At 62.2% G+C, this 17,216-nt stretch carries 17 protein-coding genes; 6 read left to right on the top strand and 11 right to left on the bottom strand.

What is annotated here, in order from left to right:
* Window positions 1-34: 34 nt before the first annotated feature.
* The 5 genes from D8Y22_RS09395 to D8Y22_RS09375 all read right to left on the bottom strand — a co-directional run bounded on the left by D8Y22_RS09395 (window position 35) and on the right by D8Y22_RS09375 (window position 5,638).
* Window positions 35-1,492 (bottom strand): ATPase domain-containing protein, encoded by a 1,458-nt coding sequence (locus D8Y22_RS09395; protein WP_141464441.1) that lies wholly within the window; start codon window positions 1,490-1,492, stop codon window positions 35-37.
* A 275-nt stretch (window positions 1,493-1,767) separates the two neighbouring features.
* A complete protein-coding gene (locus D8Y22_RS09390; protein ID WP_141464440.1) occupies window positions 1,768-2,250 on the bottom strand; it encodes a hypothetical protein in 483 nt (160 codons plus the stop codon).
* A gap of 106 nt (window positions 2,251-2,356) precedes the next feature.
* Window positions 2,357-3,901, bottom strand: a complete 1,545-nt coding sequence (locus tag D8Y22_RS09385; RefSeq protein WP_141464439.1) for a methyl-accepting chemotaxis protein — start codon at window positions 3,899-3,901, stop codon at window positions 2,357-2,359.
* Window positions 3,902-4,071: 170 nt separating this feature from the next.
* A complete protein-coding gene (gene hisH, locus D8Y22_RS09380; protein WP_141464438.1) occupies window positions 4,072-4,737 on the bottom strand; it encodes an imidazole glycerol phosphate synthase subunit HisH in 666 nt (221 codons plus the stop codon).
* A gap of 106 nt (window positions 4,738-4,843) precedes the next feature.
* Window positions 4,844-5,638 carry an enoyl-CoA hydratase/isomerase family protein gene (locus tag D8Y22_RS09375; RefSeq protein WP_141464437.1) on the bottom strand — a complete coding sequence of 265 codons (795 nt, stop codon included), beginning with the start codon at window positions 5,636-5,638 and terminating at the stop codon, window positions 4,844-4,846.
* A 110-nt stretch (window positions 5,639-5,748) separates the two neighbouring features.
* Here D8Y22_RS09375 and D8Y22_RS09370 point away from each other — a divergent pair, with 110 nt between their 5' ends.
* A complete protein-coding gene (locus D8Y22_RS09370) occupies window positions 5,749-6,771 on the top strand; it encodes an amidohydrolase family protein (protein ID WP_141464436.1) in 1,023 nt (340 codons plus the stop codon).
* A gap of 93 nt (window positions 6,772-6,864) precedes the next feature.
* A complete protein-coding gene (locus D8Y22_RS09365; protein WP_141464435.1) occupies window positions 6,865-7,344 on the top strand; it encodes a universal stress protein in 480 nt (159 codons plus the stop codon).
* A gap of 44 nt (window positions 7,345-7,388) precedes the next feature.
* Here the strand turns inward: D8Y22_RS09365 and glnA are convergent, their stop codons facing one another.
* The gene (glnA, locus tag D8Y22_RS09360) at window positions 7,389-8,744 is read right to left on the bottom strand and encodes a type I glutamate--ammonia ligase (protein ID WP_141464434.1); all 1,356 of its coding nucleotides are present in this window, start codon (window positions 8,742-8,744) and stop codon (window positions 7,389-7,391) included.
* Window positions 8,745-8,870: 126 nt separating this feature from the next.
* Between glnA and lrp the strand changes: the two genes are divergently transcribed.
* Complete coding sequence (gene lrp, locus D8Y22_RS09355) at window positions 8,871-9,335, top strand: HTH-type transcriptional regulator Lrp (protein WP_141464433.1); 465 nt, start codon at window positions 8,871-8,873, stop codon at window positions 9,333-9,335.
* 119 nt (window positions 9,336-9,454) lie between these two features.
* On the opposite strand, the gene D8Y22_RS22335 is transcribed toward lrp, so the two are convergent.
* The 4 genes from D8Y22_RS22335 to D8Y22_RS09340 form a co-directional block, all read right to left on the bottom strand.
* A complete protein-coding gene (locus D8Y22_RS22335; protein ID WP_174811810.1) occupies window positions 9,455-9,595 on the bottom strand; it encodes a hypothetical protein in 141 nt (46 codons plus the stop codon).
* Between the two features lie 53 nt (window positions 9,596-9,648).
* Complete coding sequence (locus tag D8Y22_RS09350; protein ID WP_141464432.1) at window positions 9,649-10,680, bottom strand: A24 family peptidase; 1,032 nt, start codon at window positions 10,678-10,680, stop codon at window positions 9,649-9,651.
* A gap of 137 nt (window positions 10,681-10,817) precedes the next feature.
* Window positions 10,818-11,207, bottom strand: coding sequence for a ferredoxin Fer (fer, locus tag D8Y22_RS09345; protein WP_141464431.1), 390 nt, complete (start codon window positions 11,205-11,207; stop codon window positions 10,818-10,820).
* Between the two features lie 337 nt (window positions 11,208-11,544).
* Entirely contained in the window at window positions 11,545-12,729 is a 1,185-nt protein-coding gene (locus D8Y22_RS09340; RefSeq protein ID WP_141464430.1) for an inorganic phosphate transporter, read from the bottom strand.
* 136 nt (window positions 12,730-12,865) lie between these two features.
* On the opposite strand from D8Y22_RS09340, the gene D8Y22_RS09335 reads away from it, so the two are divergent.
* Window positions 12,866-14,095 (top strand): mechanosensitive ion channel family protein, encoded by a 1,230-nt coding sequence (locus D8Y22_RS09335; RefSeq protein ID WP_141464429.1) that lies wholly within the window; start codon window positions 12,866-12,868, stop codon window positions 14,093-14,095.
* Window positions 14,096-14,268: 173 nt separating this feature from the next.
* Complete coding sequence (locus D8Y22_RS09330) at window positions 14,269-14,718, top strand: universal stress protein (RefSeq protein ID WP_141464428.1); 450 nt, start codon at window positions 14,269-14,271, stop codon at window positions 14,716-14,718.
* 86 nt (window positions 14,719-14,804) lie between these two features.
* Here D8Y22_RS09330 and D8Y22_RS09325 read toward each other — a convergent pair whose 3' ends face one another.
* Window positions 14,805-16,268, bottom strand: a complete 1,464-nt coding sequence (locus D8Y22_RS09325; RefSeq protein ID WP_141464427.1) for a PAS domain S-box protein — start codon at window positions 16,266-16,268, stop codon at window positions 14,805-14,807.
* 139 nt (window positions 16,269-16,407) lie between these two features.
* Between D8Y22_RS09325 and serB the strand changes: the two genes are divergently transcribed.
* Window positions 16,408-17,052 carry a phosphoserine phosphatase SerB gene (gene serB, locus D8Y22_RS09320; protein ID WP_141464426.1) on the top strand — a complete coding sequence of 215 codons (645 nt, stop codon included), beginning with the start codon at window positions 16,408-16,410 and terminating at the stop codon, window positions 17,050-17,052.
* Window positions 17,053-17,216 lie beyond the last annotated feature (164 nt).

Below are 17,216 nucleotides of genomic sequence, written 5' to 3'. Positions count from 1 at the left end.
CGATTTTTCGCTGCGTTCCACGGACTCCGAACAGTTACCCGTCATCCTCCCAGTTGGGTGTCCCCGTCAGGATGCCACGGAGATCGGACATCGGCTCGCCGACTGTCAGCCCGTGTTCGGTGATCTGTAACTCCCGGAGCCAGTTCTCGAAGTCACTCGTTCGCATCTTGAGGACGCCGATCACTTTGCGGAGTTCCCCCTTGTACTCGACGTGACGGAGAACGACGATGTTGTCTGCGAGGTGGCTCATCTGCTGTTCCGTCGCTCGAAACTCGCCGGTGATGCGATGAACCTCGTTTGTGACCAGGCCGGTCACACCCATGTTCCGAAGGTACCGACCGATCTTGATCAGGTGCTGTGTGGCGTCGTCTCCGTTTCCGCGAAGTGCTCGTTCGTACCCGCTGACACCGTCGATCATGATGATCTCCGATCCTTCCCCTTCGACCTCCTGGCGGATCCTGTGGGTGAATTCGTCGACCGTGAGCTCGTCCGGGCCGATCTCCTCGATACGAAGTGTGCCCCGTTCGAGCATCGCTTCGACTGGGATATTGACGGCTTCCGCCCGCTCGAGCATGGTCGAACGGCTTTCCTCGAAGCTGTAGAGGACGGATCGCTGGCCACGGCCGGCGGCTTCTTTCATGAACTGGAGACCGGTAGTTGTCTTCCCGACGCCGGTCGGCCCGCTCAGAAACGTGACTGTCCCGGTCGTGAGGCCACCACGGAGCAGCGAGTCGAGTTCCGGCACGCCCGATGAGAGCGTCTCCGAGGTGAATTCCTGACTGTGATCGTTGGGGACGAGTTTGGGCCAAACGCACATCCCGTCGCCAGTGATCGTGACCGTGTGAGGGCCACGCTGTGTGTCAGATCCGCGGAACTTCGAAATCCGTAATGTCCGTCGGTCCCCCTCAAGGTCGAGGGTGATGACAGCATCGGCCAGAAACTGGAGGTCGTCGTCAGCAATCGTCTCAGCGGTCTGGGAAGTCAATAGAACGGTCGCTCCCCCGGCCTTGAGAAAATCGAGTAACCCCAAGATCTGCGTTCGAAACTGGTGGTCGTCGGTGGTCAGGTACCGAAGTTCAGTGACCGGATCGATGACGATCCGATCCGGGGCGATCGCATCGACCTCGTCACGAACGTTCTCGACCAGCGACGAGTTCTCTACTTCACCCGACCGAAAAAGGTCGTACGTCTGGTCGTCGTGGAACTCCGCCTCGGATGGGGAGAGATTGAGAAAATTGACGGAATCGATGTCCAGTCCAAAACTGTCTGCGGTATCGCGGAGATAGGCAGTGGGCTCGCCGAGGTTGATATACAGGCACGTCTCGCCCGATCGTACTCCGTCCGCGAGAAAGTGCAGAGCGAAAATCGTTTTTCCCGTTCCCGGTGGCCCCCTGATCAGTGTCCCAGAAGCGGGCAATAGTCCCCCATCGAGTATCGCGTCAGCCTGCCGAAGCCCCGTTCGAGTTCGGTTGTGGCTTACGGAATCACCCATAGCCAGGAGTGAATTTATGCACGTAAGTAGTTTCTTGCCATACTGTGAGGTTGTGTTTCGTAGAATTAATAATTTAGTGATGTAATGGGGGTGATATCGACCTCGTCTATTCACCCGAAACAGTATCCTAATCTACCGTTCCACGCGCCGACAGCTGTATAACATCGATCCGGGCCATCGATTATAACCCATCAGTATTCCCGACGAGATCACGAACATAACGATACTCGGTCATTTCTCTACTTCGACTCGAATTTAGCCGACGCGCCGGAGTACTATATCGAGAGGACGAGCAACAGCCCCAACAGCAAGACCAGTGCCATCATCCCGCCGACGACTATCGCGATCTGGCCCGTCGACGGGTCGGTCTCCGTCGTCGGTCCGTGCCGAAGGTGATAGAGCCCGAACCCGACGAAGCCGACCCCCGCCACGACCGTCAACAGCGAGTAGACGGTCACCGATGTCGCCTGCACGAGCCCGGAAATCGCCATATATCCGCCAAGCAAGGCGAAGCCGGCGTACTGGAACTGCCACCACTCGAGCGTGCGACCGGCGACGGTCAGGCGTTCGCGGAGGCCGGCGGTGACGAACGACAAGCCGGCAAACAGCATCGCCGCGCCAGCAACCAGCAAGGCGACGCTCGAGAGCGCCGTCGGCGCCGCGGTCAGGGCCTCGAGGCTGTTCCAAAGTGACCAGGCGAAGACGACGAGTAGGACGATCCCGACACCGAGACTCGTCCGTCGTTCGAATCCGGACATAGCTCCACCAACTGTCGGCGCGACAATAAGCGTGGGTTTTCGCGGCAGCTCTCGAGGATCGACCGCGGGGCGTTGCAACCACGCGATGGCAGCCGCTGCAGTCTCGCTATGGCGACCGAGAGACGTCCACGTCGGGGCCGGACTCGACGCGAACCACCTGATCCGCAGCGCCGACGTAGAACTGGGCGAGTGAGTTCGGAACCGACGCTCCGTCGACGACGTTGACCACCGTATCCGTCGCCTCGAGGACGCCATCGTCGTTGTCGTAGGTCGTCTCGCGCGTCGCCTGTTCGCCGAAGGCGTGACATTCGCCGGCGATGTTGCCGATCACGAGCAACGGTCGCTCCCGCCGTCGGTCGATACTCTCGTTGACCTCACCGAGCGACCGGTGGTCGACGCCGAAGACGTTGGTCCCGTCGTCCCAGCTATCGAAGAGATCGATGACGAACAGGTAGTCGTTCGCGATGGCGTCCTCGAGATCGATGCCCACTCTGGACAGTGCGCGCTCGAGGTTCCCCCGATCGAGCGATTCGGTCGGCGACAGCGAGACGGCGTACCCGTTCTCGATAGCCGTCCCGACGAGGGTCGCGATGGTTCGATCGGCGTCCCGGCCTGGCGTCTCGTCGGCGACGTGCACCACGCCGCGACAGCCCTGTGGGACGCCGCCAGCGTCGTCGACGGCGGCTACTCCCGTGGGTATCGCCGGCCCGTTCGCCAGGCGAGTGCGGCGGGCCACCGTCGCGACCTCGAGTGCACGATCGATCTCCGCCAGCATATCCGTCTGCCTGTATCGTTCGTCGTCGATGTCGTCGATGGCGGCCTCGATATCGTCGGCCGCGTCGGCGGTCTCCTCACAGCGGTGGGCTACCCGCTCACTCGCCTCGGCACCCTCGGTCGTCGCCGCCGAGACATCGTCGAGCCCCGTCGCGACATCCCCGACGGCCCCGGCGACGGTCCCGAGTTCGGCCTCGGCGTCGGCCGCTCGCCGGGCACCCGTCTCGGCGACATCGACCGCCGACTCGAGGCGCGCCGAGAGCGTGTCGGTCGCGTCGGTAATGTCGTCGACGACGCCTTCGACCTCGGCGGTTCGCTCCTGGGACTGGTTCGCCAGGGATTTGATCTCGCCGGCGACGACGCCGAAGCCGGCGCCGTCACCGTCGGCCTGGGCAGCCTGAATCGAGGCGTTCAGTGCGAGCAGGTTCGTCTCGTCGGCGATACCCGAGATGATGTCGACGATCTCGTCGATCCGTTCGACGCTGTCGACGAGTTGCTCGACATCGTCGGCGATCGTCTCGACAATGTCTGCGATGTCAGCCATCGCCGAGGCGGCCTCCGAAGCCGCCGTTTGCCCGTCGCTGACCGCCGATGCAGCCTGATCGCTTCGATCGGACATCTCCGTGGCGCTCGAGGCGACTTCCTCGATCGTCGCGCTGAGATCGGCGACATCCTCCGCGACGGCAACCATCTCCTCGACCTGTCCGGTCGCGAGATCATCGATCACCTCGAGTTCGTCGTCGACCGCTGCCGACGTTTCGTGGACGACGCCGACGGCCCCCTGTGCTGTGGCCAGCACGTCGTCCTCGTGCCCGGCCGTCGCGTCATCGGTACCACCCGTCCCGTCGATCGTCTTCGCCGATCCAATCGGTGACATGTGCGCAGAAGGGAGAGGCTGGGATAAAAGAGTTGATTGGAATATACTTTAGGTAGGTATACGTATTAAGATCCTATGACATACAACTCAGAATATATATTATGGCTAGCTACTCTGGGGGAAGAACACAAAAACTGTGTTCTGGTGGGGAATCGCTATCCGTGCTCGAATTATCGTTCTTCAGCACAGATTTCGACGAAGTTTCGCAGAATTTGCAGTCCCGTCTCGCCGCTTTTTTCCGGGTGGAACTGGGTCCCGAAGACGGTACCCTCATCGTTGGCGACGATCGAGGGGAACTCGCGTTCGTAGTCGGTCGTGGCAACAGCCGCCTCGTCGCGCTCTGGTACCGCGTAATAGGAGTGAACGAAGTAGGCGTACTCGCCATCGATGCCCTCGACGAGTGGGTGCTCGCGCGCGACCTCGAGTTCGTTCCAGCCCATGTGCGGGACTTTCTGGCCGTCCGAAAAGCGGACGTTCGTTCCCGGCACCAGGTCCAGACCTTTCACGGCGGCGTCGCCGTCGGTTTCGCCCTCCTCGCTCGAGGTTAGCAGCATCTGCATACCCAGACAGATGCCAAAGAGCGGTTGGCCGCGCTCGACGACCTCGAGGAGGTCCTCGCGGATTGGATCGGCGTTTTCGACGCCTTCGCGGAAGGCGCCGACGCCGGGGAGGACGACGCCGTCTGCGGCGGCGAAGGCCTCGGGATCGTCGGTGATCTCGACATCGGCACCCGCACGCTCTAAGCCACGGGTAACGCTTCGCAAGTTCCCTAGCCCGTAGTCGACGACGACGACCGAGGCGAGGGTCTCCTCCGGAGACTTCGAAACGACGCTCATACCCGATCTGGGTGTGGGTCGTTGAAGTGTATTGCCTTTCGTGCAATCCTGGCTTGAGAGCCGCTACACTCATTTTGTGTGGAGCCCGCGTCTCTGCCCGCCTCGATCAGGGTTTGTCGGTTTCGTGCATCCACTCGAGGGCTTCCTGGAGCCCCGCTTCGTCTCGAATCTCTCGAAATCGCTCGGGCGGCGACGACTCCATGGTGAGCGTACCGACGAACTCGTCGAGGCGGCCGTATCGGCTGAACCCCTGCGTTTCCTGGACGTCGTTGAGCATCGCCTTCGTGATGGCGACGGCCGTACTCGGCGTCTTTTTGATGTCGTCGACTTCCGATTCGACGGTCGCGTCCAGTTCGCCCTCGGGGACGACCCGGTTGACGAGCCCCATCGCCGCGGCGGTCTCAGCGTCGATGGTCTTGCCCGAATAGAGCAGTTCGCGTGCGTCTTTCAGCGAGTTCGTCACGAACGGCAGGACGAACTTTGGCGGCGGTTCGCCGAAGTGCATGTCGGGATAGCCAAACTCCGACCGGGCCGATGCGAAGGTCAGGTCACAACAGATCGCGAGGTTACAGCCGCCTGCAAGCGCCGGCCCGTCGACGGCCGCGATGACCGGCAGCCGACTCGAGAAGATCGCCTCGAGGTGGGTTCGCTGCTCGAGAATCCGGTCGTCGGTCGATCGCTCGGTTTCGGCGTCGCCGATGTCGTAGCCCGCGGAGAAGGCGCGACCGTTGCCACGGAGGACGACGATTCGAACGTCGTCGGCCTCACCGGCCCGGTCGATCGCCGCCTCGAGTTCGTCAAGCAGCTGGGGGTTCAACGCGTTGAGCGCGTCTGGACGATCTAACGCGATGCGAGCCACGCCGTCGTCGGCCGCGTAGGTGAGACAGTCATACGATACCATGGGCCAGACATTGCGAACGGGAACCATATACTCCGGGGGTCGCCTGCAGTCGGGTCGTCCGTCTACGAGGGGCCCGAACGGTTGAAGGGAGCGGCCACGAACACCCTCGTATGGAACTGACGGGAACGATACTACGGGGGCGGGCATTCGAGCCCGTAGAAGGACGAATCGTGATCGACGAGGACGGCCGCATCGACGCTATCGAAGAAGCGTCGGTCCACAGCACCGACATCGTGTTGCCGGCGTTCGTCAACGCACACACGCACATCGGCGACTCGATCGCCAAGGAAGCCGGCGGCGGCCTCTCGCTCGAGGAACTCGTTGCGCCACCGGACGGACTCAAACACCGCCTTCTTCGCGATGCGTCGCACGAAGAACTGGTCTCGGCGATGACACGCTCGCTGCAGTATATGCAAGCGAGCGGCACCGCTGCGTGTCTCGACTTTCGTGAAGGCGACGTTCCCGGCGTCGAGATGCTCCGGGCGGCGGCCTCGGACCTCGAGATCGATGCACTCGCGTTTGCACGGGGGTCGATCGACGCGATGGAGGCCGGCGACGGCTTCGGCGCCAGCGGCGCGAACGACGCGACGTTCGATCGCGAGCGGACGGCAACCCGCAGGGCTGGCAAACCCTTCGGCATTCACGCCGGTGAGGTCGACGAGAGCGACATTAACCCGGCGCTCGACCTCGATCCGGACTTTCTCGTCCACGTCGTCCACCCACAGCCGGTCCACTTAGAGCGAATCGCCGACAGTCAGGTGCCGATCGTCGTCTGTCCGCGATCGAATCTCGTCACGAATGTCGGTCTTTCGCCCTACACTGAACTGTCCGAGCGAACGACGCTCGCACTCGGGACGGACAACGTCATGCTAAACTCGCCGTCGATGTTCCGCGAGATGGAATTTCTGGCCAAACTCTCGGATCTTTCGGCGACCGATATTCTGCGGATGGCGACGATCAACGGCGCCGAAATCGCCGACCTCGAGTACGGGCTAATCGAACCCGGTCGGGCCGCCCGCCTGTTAGTGCTAGACGGCGATTCGCACAACTTGGCCGGCGCGCGCGATCCAGTTCGAGCCGTCGTTCGTCGAGCAAGCGCCGACGACATTACCGATGTCGTCTTCGCTACGTAGGCACCGATCTGTCCATCCGCTCCGCCCCTATCCTCACACATTATTCATGATAACGCTTATCTTCCCGCACGAGGTACGGGAAGACATAGCACGATGTACGATCGCATCCTCGTCCCGACGGACGGCTCGCCGGAGGTCGAAGGCGCACTCGAGTACGCCTTCGAACTCGCCCAGACCCACGATGCGACGGTCCGGGGGCTCTACGTCGTCAACGCCGCGGGATACGGTGGGCTACCGATGGAGACTGCCTGGGAAGGAATCACCGATGCGCTTCACGCGGACGGTCAGACGGCCGTCGAACGGGTCGAGGATCTCGCTCCACCGGACGTATCAATCGAGACGACAGTGCTCGAGGGGTCACCGAGCCGCGCTATCGTCGACGAAGCCGACGCGGCCAACTGCGACCTGATCGTGATGGGGACACACGGTCGCGGCGGCATCGACCGGCTCTTGCTCGGCAGCGTGACCGAACGAGTCGTGCGGTGTTCGACGGTCCCGGTCCTGACCGTCCGGGTCGAAACGGAGACGGAAGTTACCACGCAGGATGCGTCCTCACGGGTCGCGATCGAGTAACTCGCTCGAGGGGTTGCGAAAAAATCAGCTGTCGCTTCGATCGGTTAGAACGTCTCGAGGTAGCGGTCGAGTTCCCAGTCGGAGACGTCGACGAGGTAGTCCTCGAACTCCTGGCTCTTGGCTTCGACGAACTTCGGCGCGACGTGTTCGCCGAGCGCGTCGTAGATGACCTCGTCTTCCTCTAAGGCGTCGACTGCTTCGCCGAGGTTCGACGGCAGCGTCTCGATGCCGTACTCCTCGCGTTTTTCCTCGTCGAACTCGTAGATGTTCTCTCGAACCGGATCGGGACACTCGAGGTCGTTCTCGATGCCGTCGAGACCCGCCTGGATAAGGGCGGCGAGTGCGAGATACGGGTTACACGAGGGATCGGGGAAGCGCGCTTCGATGCGTGAGGCCGCTGGGATGCGTGCGGCCGGCTTCCGGATCAGTGCCGAGCGGTTGCGGTCCGACCAGGCGACGTAAACCGGTGCCTCGTAGCCCGGCACCAGGCGCTTGTAGCTGTTGACCGTCGGGTCCGCAACGGCGGTGATTGCTGGCGCGTGCTCTAAGATACCGGCAAGGAACGAGTGTGCGGTCTCGGAGAGGTCGAACTCGTCGTCGCCGTCGTGGAAGGCGTTCTCGCCGTCCTCGGTAAACAGCGAGAGGTGCGTGTGCATCCCCGAGCCGTTGATTTTCGGGATCGGCTTGGGCATGAAGGTTGCATGCAGGTCGTGCTGGGCGGCGATGGCCCGGACGACGGTGCGGAAGGTCGCGACGTTGTCGGCCGTCGACAGCGCGTCGTCGTACTCGAAGTTGATCTCGTGTTGGCCCTCGGCGACTTCGTGGTGGCTGGCTTCGATCTCGAAGCCCATGTCCTCGAGTCCGTAGATGATGTCCCGGCGCACGTCGCTGGCGAGGTCTTTCGGCGCGAGGTCGAAGTAGCCGCCGTGGTCGCCGGTCTTCGTCGTTGCGCGGCCGTCTTCGTCCTCTTCGAAGAGGAAGAACTCGGGTTCGGGTGCGGCGTTGACCGTATAGCCCATCTCCTCGGCGCGGTCGAGGGCGTTCTGAAGGACGCGACGCGGGTCGCCCTCGAAGGGTTCGCCCGTCGAGGTGTCGTAGACATCACAGATCAATCGCGCGGAGGCACCGTCGTCGTCGGCCTTCCAGGGAAGCACGGCGAACGTGTCCGGATCGGGCACGAGACGCATGTCCGACTCCTGAATGCGAACGAAGCCTTCGATCGAGGAGCCGTCGAAGTAGATTCCGTCTTTGAACGCTTTCTCGGCCTGTCGTGCCGGTACTGAGACGTTCTTTACGGTACCCAGAATATCCGTAAACTGGAGCCGCAGAAAGTCGATATCCTTCTCTTCGATTTCGTCGACGACCGCCTGCTCGTCGGCGGTGATGTTTCCGCTTGTCATTTTTCTAGTCGTGCTATCCAAGCATCTCCCCTACTAAAACACTACTGCTCTACGCAAATCTTCTCCTGTCTCGATGGAATTGCATATTCGTAAATTTCTAAAGGCTCCGCTCTCTGGTTTCGAGTGATGACGTACGAAAATCTCGATGCAAAACTAGTGAATGCACTTCTGGGCGATGGTCGCGCGAGCCTCCGTAGTCTCGCCGAAGAACTCGACGTCTCCGTCACTACCGTCTCGAATCACCTTTCGGACCTCGAGGAGGAAGGTGTTATCGACGGCTACACACCGCGGCTCGATTACGATGCCGTCGGCTACGATGTCACTGCCGTTATCCAGTTACAAGTAGAGGGCAACGCCCTCCCCGACATCACGGATACGCTGCGTGACCACCGTCAGATGATCAGCGTCTACGAGGTCACCGGCGACTACGACGTGATCGCCATCGGTAAGTTCAAAGACACCGACGGAATGAACGACCAGATCAAGACGCTGTTGACCGATCCCGACATCAAGGCCTCGAACACCAGCGTCGTCCTCAACGCCGTCTCCGAGAACGAGCAGTTCGAACTCGAAATCGACGAAAACGCGTAACTGTTTCGCCGATCGGTCGGCGTTTCGCTATCGACACCCCCTCGAGTGGAATCTCTGTCTGCCGGTACTGGTGTGGGATGAACTGGCGCAAACCCCCGAACCTCGGCGCGGAAAGGATATTAACGGACGTATAACACGACGAGGCCGACCGCGAGCAACAGCAGTCCCCACCACAGCGAGTCGAACGGAAGCACCTTGAGGATGAGCGTGACGATACCCGAGGAGACCAACGACCAGCCGATGGTAGTTCGGTATGCCATAGCCGGTCCACACCGCGGCGGTCAATAAATCATCCGTCGACACCTGCCACGGGTCAAACGAGCGTTCCCAACAATAAATCACCGTAGGTGAATGCGATCACGAGCCCGACGAAGATGGGGACGAGAAACGGCGTCCCCGGCGAGATCCAGACCGTCTCGGCGTCGGCAAGCACGTCGAGCCCGTCCCGTAGTTCCTCGGCGGTCGTCCCGTAGGCCGAGTGATCGATATCCTCGAGAAACGCCTCGGCACCCCAGGGATCGTCGAACGTGCCAGGGTCGGGTCGTGAATCCCGGTCAGCGTCGCCCTCGGAACGGGAGTCGGGACCGGGGGTCGCCTCGAGGGGCGACCCGCCGTCGGAGCGTGGGTCGGCGGTGACCGCACCGTCGGTCGGCGGATTCGGTTCCGCGGGGACGGTCGCGGGGTCGCGGTAGGTGGCGGGGTCGTCGCGAACGGCCGCGAGCGTGAGGCCGCGCCAGCGCAGGTACATCCGCAGCGCGTCGAGGTCGAGGCCGCCGCGGGAGATGCCCGCTGGCGTCTCGAGGAGTCGGCCGTGAGCCTCCGGGACCCGATCCCAGGCGATGGGCCAGCCGACGAACATCACCGCCCCGAACCGGCCGGCAGCCCCGTTACGGATCGCGAGCGCGACCGGGACGAGGACGCCGACGAGAACGGCGTTGACCAGGATCGTAAACGAAAATGCGCCGATTGCCGGGGTCGCAAGCGGCAGGCTCACCTCGCCGAGGGTATACTGTGGGATCGTCGGGAAGAGTACTGCAAGCACCAGTAACGCCTTCGCGTCGGCACCGCCGAAGCCGCCGAACCACCAGAACAGGTAGGCAATTGGGACGACGAAGCCGACGCTGATCGCCGCCGGCAGGACGAACTCGTGGGTCCAGACCGTCCCGCCGGCTTCCCAGGCGAGCCAGCCGTCCCAGACGAGTAATACACCGGCGAGGACGGCCAGCGGGATCCAGACCTCGCTCGAGACTCGTCTCGTCTTGATATCCCGGACGGCGACCCAGGCGAAGACCGGGAGGACGAGGAGTCGCAGGAGATCGGGCGTCGTCGCGAGTGCAACCGTCACGTCCCGGGTCTGGGAAGCGCGATACCGTTATACTTTCGGCACCGTTCGGGCTGGATCGACAGCTCGTGACTGCTGTTGACGATGTATGCTGATGGCTCTCGCGACTCGAAACTCCAAATAAAAGAGGGAACGCGCGTTTAAATGACGCGGTTCTGCAGGTAGTCGAGGTGCTTTGCGTTGTAGACGATCTTGACTTCGTCAGTCTCGGCCGAGCCGATGCAGGTCAGCCGGACGTTCTTGTCCTCGACCTCTTCGTCGGAGAGGATCTGCTGCATGTCCATGTCGATCTCGCCGTCGACGACGATGGCAGCACAGTTTGCACACGCGCCAGCACGGCACGAGAAGGGCCAGTCGTAGCCCTGGGCCTCAGCGGCCTCGAGGATGTACTCGCCTTCGTTGACCTCGAGGGTCCCGTAGTCTTCGTCGTCGAGGCCTTCGTCGGCGGCCTGATCGAAGACATCGTCGTCGTAAATGTCCCAGCCGTTGTCGTCCACTACTTCGTAGTTGAGGTATTCTACCGTGGGCATCAGGATGAAGTTCTCGTCCCGCACTGGTATAGCTTGCTGTTCGATCCTAAATTGTTTTTGAGTTAAAAACGGCCAGTGATCGGCAGTGAACGGCAATCGTTTGTGTTAATTGTCGACTTTGCGGGCCGAAAAGTGGATGCCGACGACGATTTTGAAATCCGGTCGTATTTTTTGCCGTTGCTCGAGCCGGTGAACGGTCGTGGGACGGGCTGTCGTACGGTTTCTCCGGGCAGCCGTGACCGACACGGTTGTCGTCCGTCATTTTCGGTGTGACCGCGTGACCGGTTGTTGTCCGGTAGATCTTGTGCCGGTCGATCGTTCCGGGAGACCGGCTACGTCACACGCCGAAGATCGGCACGAATTGGAACGTCAGAAACGCGCCGACAGTCGACAGCATCGGGACGATGTTTTGCATGAGGATGACGCGGGCGGTCGTCGAGGGATCAAAGAGATCCGACGCCTTCGGGATGTCTTCGGGCTCTTCTTCCCCGATTTTGGGTGATCGCTCGCCCTCCTCTTCGGCGGTCAGTGCGCCGACGGAGACGGGGGTTTCCTCGCCGCGGGCGGCCTCCGAGAGCGTCGTCGTCCGCGTTGCTCGTCCCCAGCCCAGGCCGATAATGCTCATCGTCGCGATGACGACGAAACTCGCGGGGATGCCGATCCAGGAGAGCCCGATGACGATCACGGAGCTGATGACGGCGACGACGATCGCGGCTGTCAACGGCAGGTTCGTGATATCGTTGCCCAGCGTGTCGAGGGTGCGTCGGGCGATGGTAAAACAGCCGATGGCGACGGCCGCCGAGCCGATCAGGATCAACGGGAGCATGTCGACGTCTCCGGTCCCGTAGATCGGTGCGATCGCGTTCGCGATGTTGCTCGTGCCCGAGGAAAAGCCCATCAGACAGCCGATCCCGATAACCACGAGTGCACCGACGGCCTCTCGACGGTCGCCGTCGGCACGGAACTGGAGCCGCGGCGCGATTCCGGACCGATCGACCGAAACCATCGGCGGTCCGTCGGTGTCGGTGCTATCGATGGCGATCCAGGCGTTGATCTGTGGATAGAAATACCGACCGATGACACCGGCTACCCAGAAGCCGATAATCGGAGCGACGATCCACCAGACGACGATTTCGCCGAGTACCGAGAGGTTGAGCTCGCCGGTCGCCAATCCGAGTGCAGCGATCGCACCGACGGCGGTCATCGACGTGGAGGCGGGAACGCCGGCGTAGTTGCCGACGAACAGCGCCCCGCCGATGAAAAATAGGACGGCGACGTTCGAGCGCATCGTAAAGATTCCGGTGTCGTGGACGAGTTCCTGTCCGAGCGTATCGACGACCTGTGGCCCGATCGTCACCGCACCAAGAAAGAAGAAAATCGCCATCAACGCGGCCGCCATCAACTTCGTGATCACGTTGGCACCGACGGCCGGACCGAACGCTGGCCCGGTCGTCGCGCCACCGATATTGTAGCCGACGAACACTGCGACTAGCAGTCCCACGATAAGCAGTACTTCCGTCACGCTACTCGGTAGCAGCGCGCTTCATAAAAACGCCCCCATTTCCGCTGCTGTATGGTGACCGTTCGGGGCTGTGTCAGGAGAACGACGGAGACCAGACAGTATTTAGCGTTCGGTTAACTATGCGTTACTCAAATTGATGCCGGGCCCGTCAGTCACCGCGTCGCTGCTCGTCGTCGCTATCGATCTGCCCTCTCGAGCGACGCCGGTCGCTGTGGAACCGTCCGAGGTGACGCAGCTCGGGGAGTCGCTAACCGAAGGGACGGTAGCGGGCATCGATCGAGTCTGGCTCTTGGTGGCACTTATTCTGGTCGGCTCGATCCTGTTAGCGCGGCTCCTTCAGGGACTGAGCCGTCGCTATCTCGACGGGGAGCGTGCCGAGACGACGTTTGGTCGGGCGGCCTTCGCCGAAATCCACACGCCGCTTGCGATCTCTATCGCGTTACTGGGGGTTTATCTCAGCCTGCGCGTGCTCGATCTCCTCGAGTCGACACCCGTCATCGTGGGGTTCATCGCGACGGTGTTCGTCGTCCTCTGGGCCCGGGCATCGATCCGGATCGGCCGGCGCTGGATCGAGTTCCTCCAGGAGGGCGAGACGACCTACGAGTTCGCCCCGATGTTCCAGAACCTCTGGACGATCACCGTCGTCCTCGGGGCTGCGCTGTTGTTACTCTCGATCTGGAACCTCGAGTTGACGCCGTTTCTCGCCTCGGCCGGCGTCCTCGGGATCGTCATTGGCTTCGCTGCCCAGGACGCGATCGGCAACCTGATCGGCGGCGTCGCGCTCTACTTCGACAACACCTACAAACTCGGTGACGTGATCCGGGTCGACGGCGACATGCGCGGGACCGTCACCGACGTCGGTATCCGGAGTACGACGGTGCTGACCGAGGATAATCTGCTCGTGACAGTGCCCAACGCGATGTTGAACTCGAACCAGGTGGTCAACGAGAGCGCCCCCCAGCGACACATGCGACTGCGGATCCCGATCACGGCCGCCTACGGCACCGATCACGAACTGGTCGAGAAGCTCGTCCTCGAGGTCTGTGAGGAGAGCCCGATCGTGCGTGAGTCACCGTCGCCGAAGCTGTTGTTCCTCGAGTTCGGCGACTCGGCGCTGGTGTTCCAACTCCGAGCGTATATCAATCACCCGCTGGTCGAAAAGCGGGCGATCGATCAGATCAACCGGGGCGTCTACGAGGCGTTCGACGATGCCGGGATCACGATCCCGTTCCCCCAGCGGGAACTCAGCTACCTGGACGACGAGCCGGGAACCACCCACCAGTTCGACGAGCAACAGGTGTCCGACGACCCATCGTCTTCCGAATATCCTCCCGCAGACGAGTCGCCGTCCGACCGGGAGGCGTAGTACCAGCCGACGCTGTGAGGCGGTCTGCTGGACGGTTTCCCGGTGCGACCGCACTCCACGGTCGTCGGACACGACGGACAGCGGCCCGTACGAGACGGTCAGCGTTCCGCCTCTTCCGTCCGGACGAGAACTGCCACCAACCCTTATCCAGTGGAACAACGTACGTGACACCGATGTACGACCGCATTCTGCTGCCGACGGACGCCGAGAAGGGGACCGAACTGGCGACCGAACACGCGATTGCGGTCGCCGAACGGACCGATACCGATCTCCACCTGCTGTACGTCGTCGACAGCGACGTGTACGCCTCCTACACCGGCGACGAGTACGTACACGAGTTCGAGGGGCTAGAAGCGGCTCTCGAACAGGTCGGCGAGGACGCGCTCGAGACGGCGGCCGAAGCGGCCCGCGAGGCGGGGCTGGAACCGACGGTGGCCGTCCGGCACGGTCGGCCCCACGAGGAGATACTCGTCTACGCCGACGAGATGGATGTCGACCTCCTGGTCATGGGTTCGAAAGAGCGGCCGGGAGAGTACCGGCAGTTGCTGGGCAGCGTCACCGAACGCGTGTCACGACTCGCCTCTCGTCCGGTGACGATCGTCAAAACGCCGGTGGAGGAGTGAACGGGAGTTGCTGTCACGAGACCGGTGAAACCCAGGCGAGTCATGGTTTCACCGGTCTGCCGATGCCACACTCCCGGTATCGACCGTCAGGTCGATTCCGATCCGGTGGTCGTCCGTCGAGGCAACGAGATCGTCACCCGACTCCCCTCGACCGGACGGGTGTCGTACGACAACGTTCCGCCGTAGTCGTCGAGGATCAACTCGACGAGCCAGAGCCCGAGCCCGCTCCCGTGATCGGTCTGGGTCACTGGCCGTTCGTCGAAGACCCCAGTCTGTTCGGACTTGGGGATTCCCGGCCCATCGTCGACGACGATGATGTCGACGGCGTCGGCGCTGGTGACGATGTCGATCTCCACGGCTGGCTCGGGATCGGTGGTGTGTTCGATCCCGTTTTCGACGACCTCGTGAACGACGGTTTCCAGGCGGTCGTCAGCCATGACGGCCACATCGGTCGGATCGGGAACGACGATCGTGCTCTCGGGATACGTCCGGCCGAGTTCGTCGACGGCATCGGTTAGCACCGGCCACAGTTCCATCGACTCTTGGCGCCAGTCACGATCGAGCGCTACGTCGGCCAGTTGCTTCGCGGTTTCGTTCATCTCGATCAACTCCTGGGATGTCCGCCTGATCGTAGCAGCGTGTTGCCGAGATTTGTCGTCCTCGAGTTGGGTCTCGAGGGTTTCGGCGAAGCCGTTGATGACGTTGAGATCGTTCCGAAGGTTGTGCCGGAGCAGCCGATGGAGGACCCGAAGGTGTTGTTCGCGCATCTTCAGATCGGTTACGTTTCGCCCTTCGGGCAGGAGCCACCGGATGTCGCCGCGGTGGTCTGTCACCGGCCGGATGGAGAAGTCGATGATCGCGGTCTGGTCTGCACCCTGGACGCGGACCTCCTCGCGGAAAAACTCGCCGTCGCGAGCGACTTCGACGCCCTCGAGGACGATCTCGCGGGCCCGGTCGTTCGACTGAAACCAGAACGCCTCCCAGAGGGGTTTGCCGACGACGTCGGATCGATCGAGACCGCCGAAAGACAGGGCGGTCTCGTTGGCCTCGATCAGCGTTCCGTCGGGCTCGAGCAGGCCGGTGAACTGGTAGGTGTTGTTGAAGACGGCTTCGAAGCGTCGTTCGCGGAGCTTCTGTTCGGAGATATCCCGGAAGAGGCCGGTAAACAATCGTCGCTCCCCGTCGTGTTCGTGTTCCCGGAGACTGATCAGGACCGGCACTTCGTGGCCGTCCTTGTGCAACGCGGGGAGTTCGATGCCGTCCCAGTCGATGTGTTTTTCGCCCGTTCGAAGGTACGCCTCGAGGCCGGCGGCGTGGGCGTCCTGCAGGCGTTCGGGGATCAGCGTCATCTTCGAGCTCCCGATGAGTTCTTCCGGGGTGTAGCCCAGAATCTCCTCGATCGCGGGGTTGGCGAAGACGATCGTACTCCCCTCGTCGATCGTGAGCAGCCCTTCGGAGGTGTTGGCGACGAGACGCCGGAAGAACTTGCCGTCTTCGAGTGTGACAAGTGGTGACTCGAGGTCGACGCCGTGGTTAGCCTTTCGGCTCATCGATCCCGATCACGAACTTGTAACGAAGTTCAGCAGGGAAAAAGCTGGCGGCCACATATCATTTTGAGTACTATGGTCGTCGGACCGCAGCGAACCGAAACCTGAACTGGTTTATCCGGGGCCCGACAATCGGCGACCGATGACAGTCGTCGCTTTCGACTTCGACGGAACGCTCTCTGACTCCGAGATGACCGTGTTGCTCGGCAAGCGCTGTGGCGTCGCCGACGATATGGCCGCGATCACCGAACGGGCGATGAACGACGAGATCGGCTACGCCGAAAGCCTTCGTGAACGAGCGGCGTTGCTCGAGGGGCTGGCTGCCGAGGACGCACGGGCCGCATTCGACGAGGTCGAACTGCGAGCGGGCGCAGCCGACCTCATTACGGACCTGAACGATGCCGGCGTGACGACGGCGATCCTCACCGGCGGGTTCGAACGCGGCGTCGCGGCCGCCCTCGAGGACGAGGGCGTTTCCGTCGATCACATCGTCTCGAACCGGCTGCCGATCGAGAACGGCGAACTCACTGGCGACGTCGAGGGGTCGCTCATCGAGGGAACCAAAGACGACGCCCTCGAGGCGCTCGCCGACGACGTCGAAACCGATCTCGACGAAACCGTCGCGGTCGGCGACGGTGCGAACGACCTGCCGATGTTGCAAGTTGCCGGACTGGCGATCGGATTCGATCCGAAGCCGGCCGTCGAACCCCACTGTGACGTCGTCGTGACCACGATGGCCCAAGCGCGCGACGAACTCGTCGACGAAGAGATCCTCGAGGCGGAGTAACGCGACCTTTCGTCGCGGTCGGTCCCGAATGCCCACACGACGAATGCGTTCGTTTCGTGACGGCGGCTGCTCGCCGTCTGCCACAACCGATTCCTGTGAATAATACCTGAATAGTCCATACAGGCCGACTGTCGCCGATAATCGGCCTTTTCTCGACCGTAGAA

The organism is Salinadaptatus halalkaliphilus, assembly GCF_006543045.1.
GTDB lineage: Archaea > Halobacteriota > Halobacteria > Halobacteriales > Natrialbaceae > Salinadaptatus > Salinadaptatus halalkaliphilus.
The sequence above is the reverse complement of the archived record's forward strand: the minus strand, read 5'-3'. Positions and strand labels throughout refer to the sequence as shown.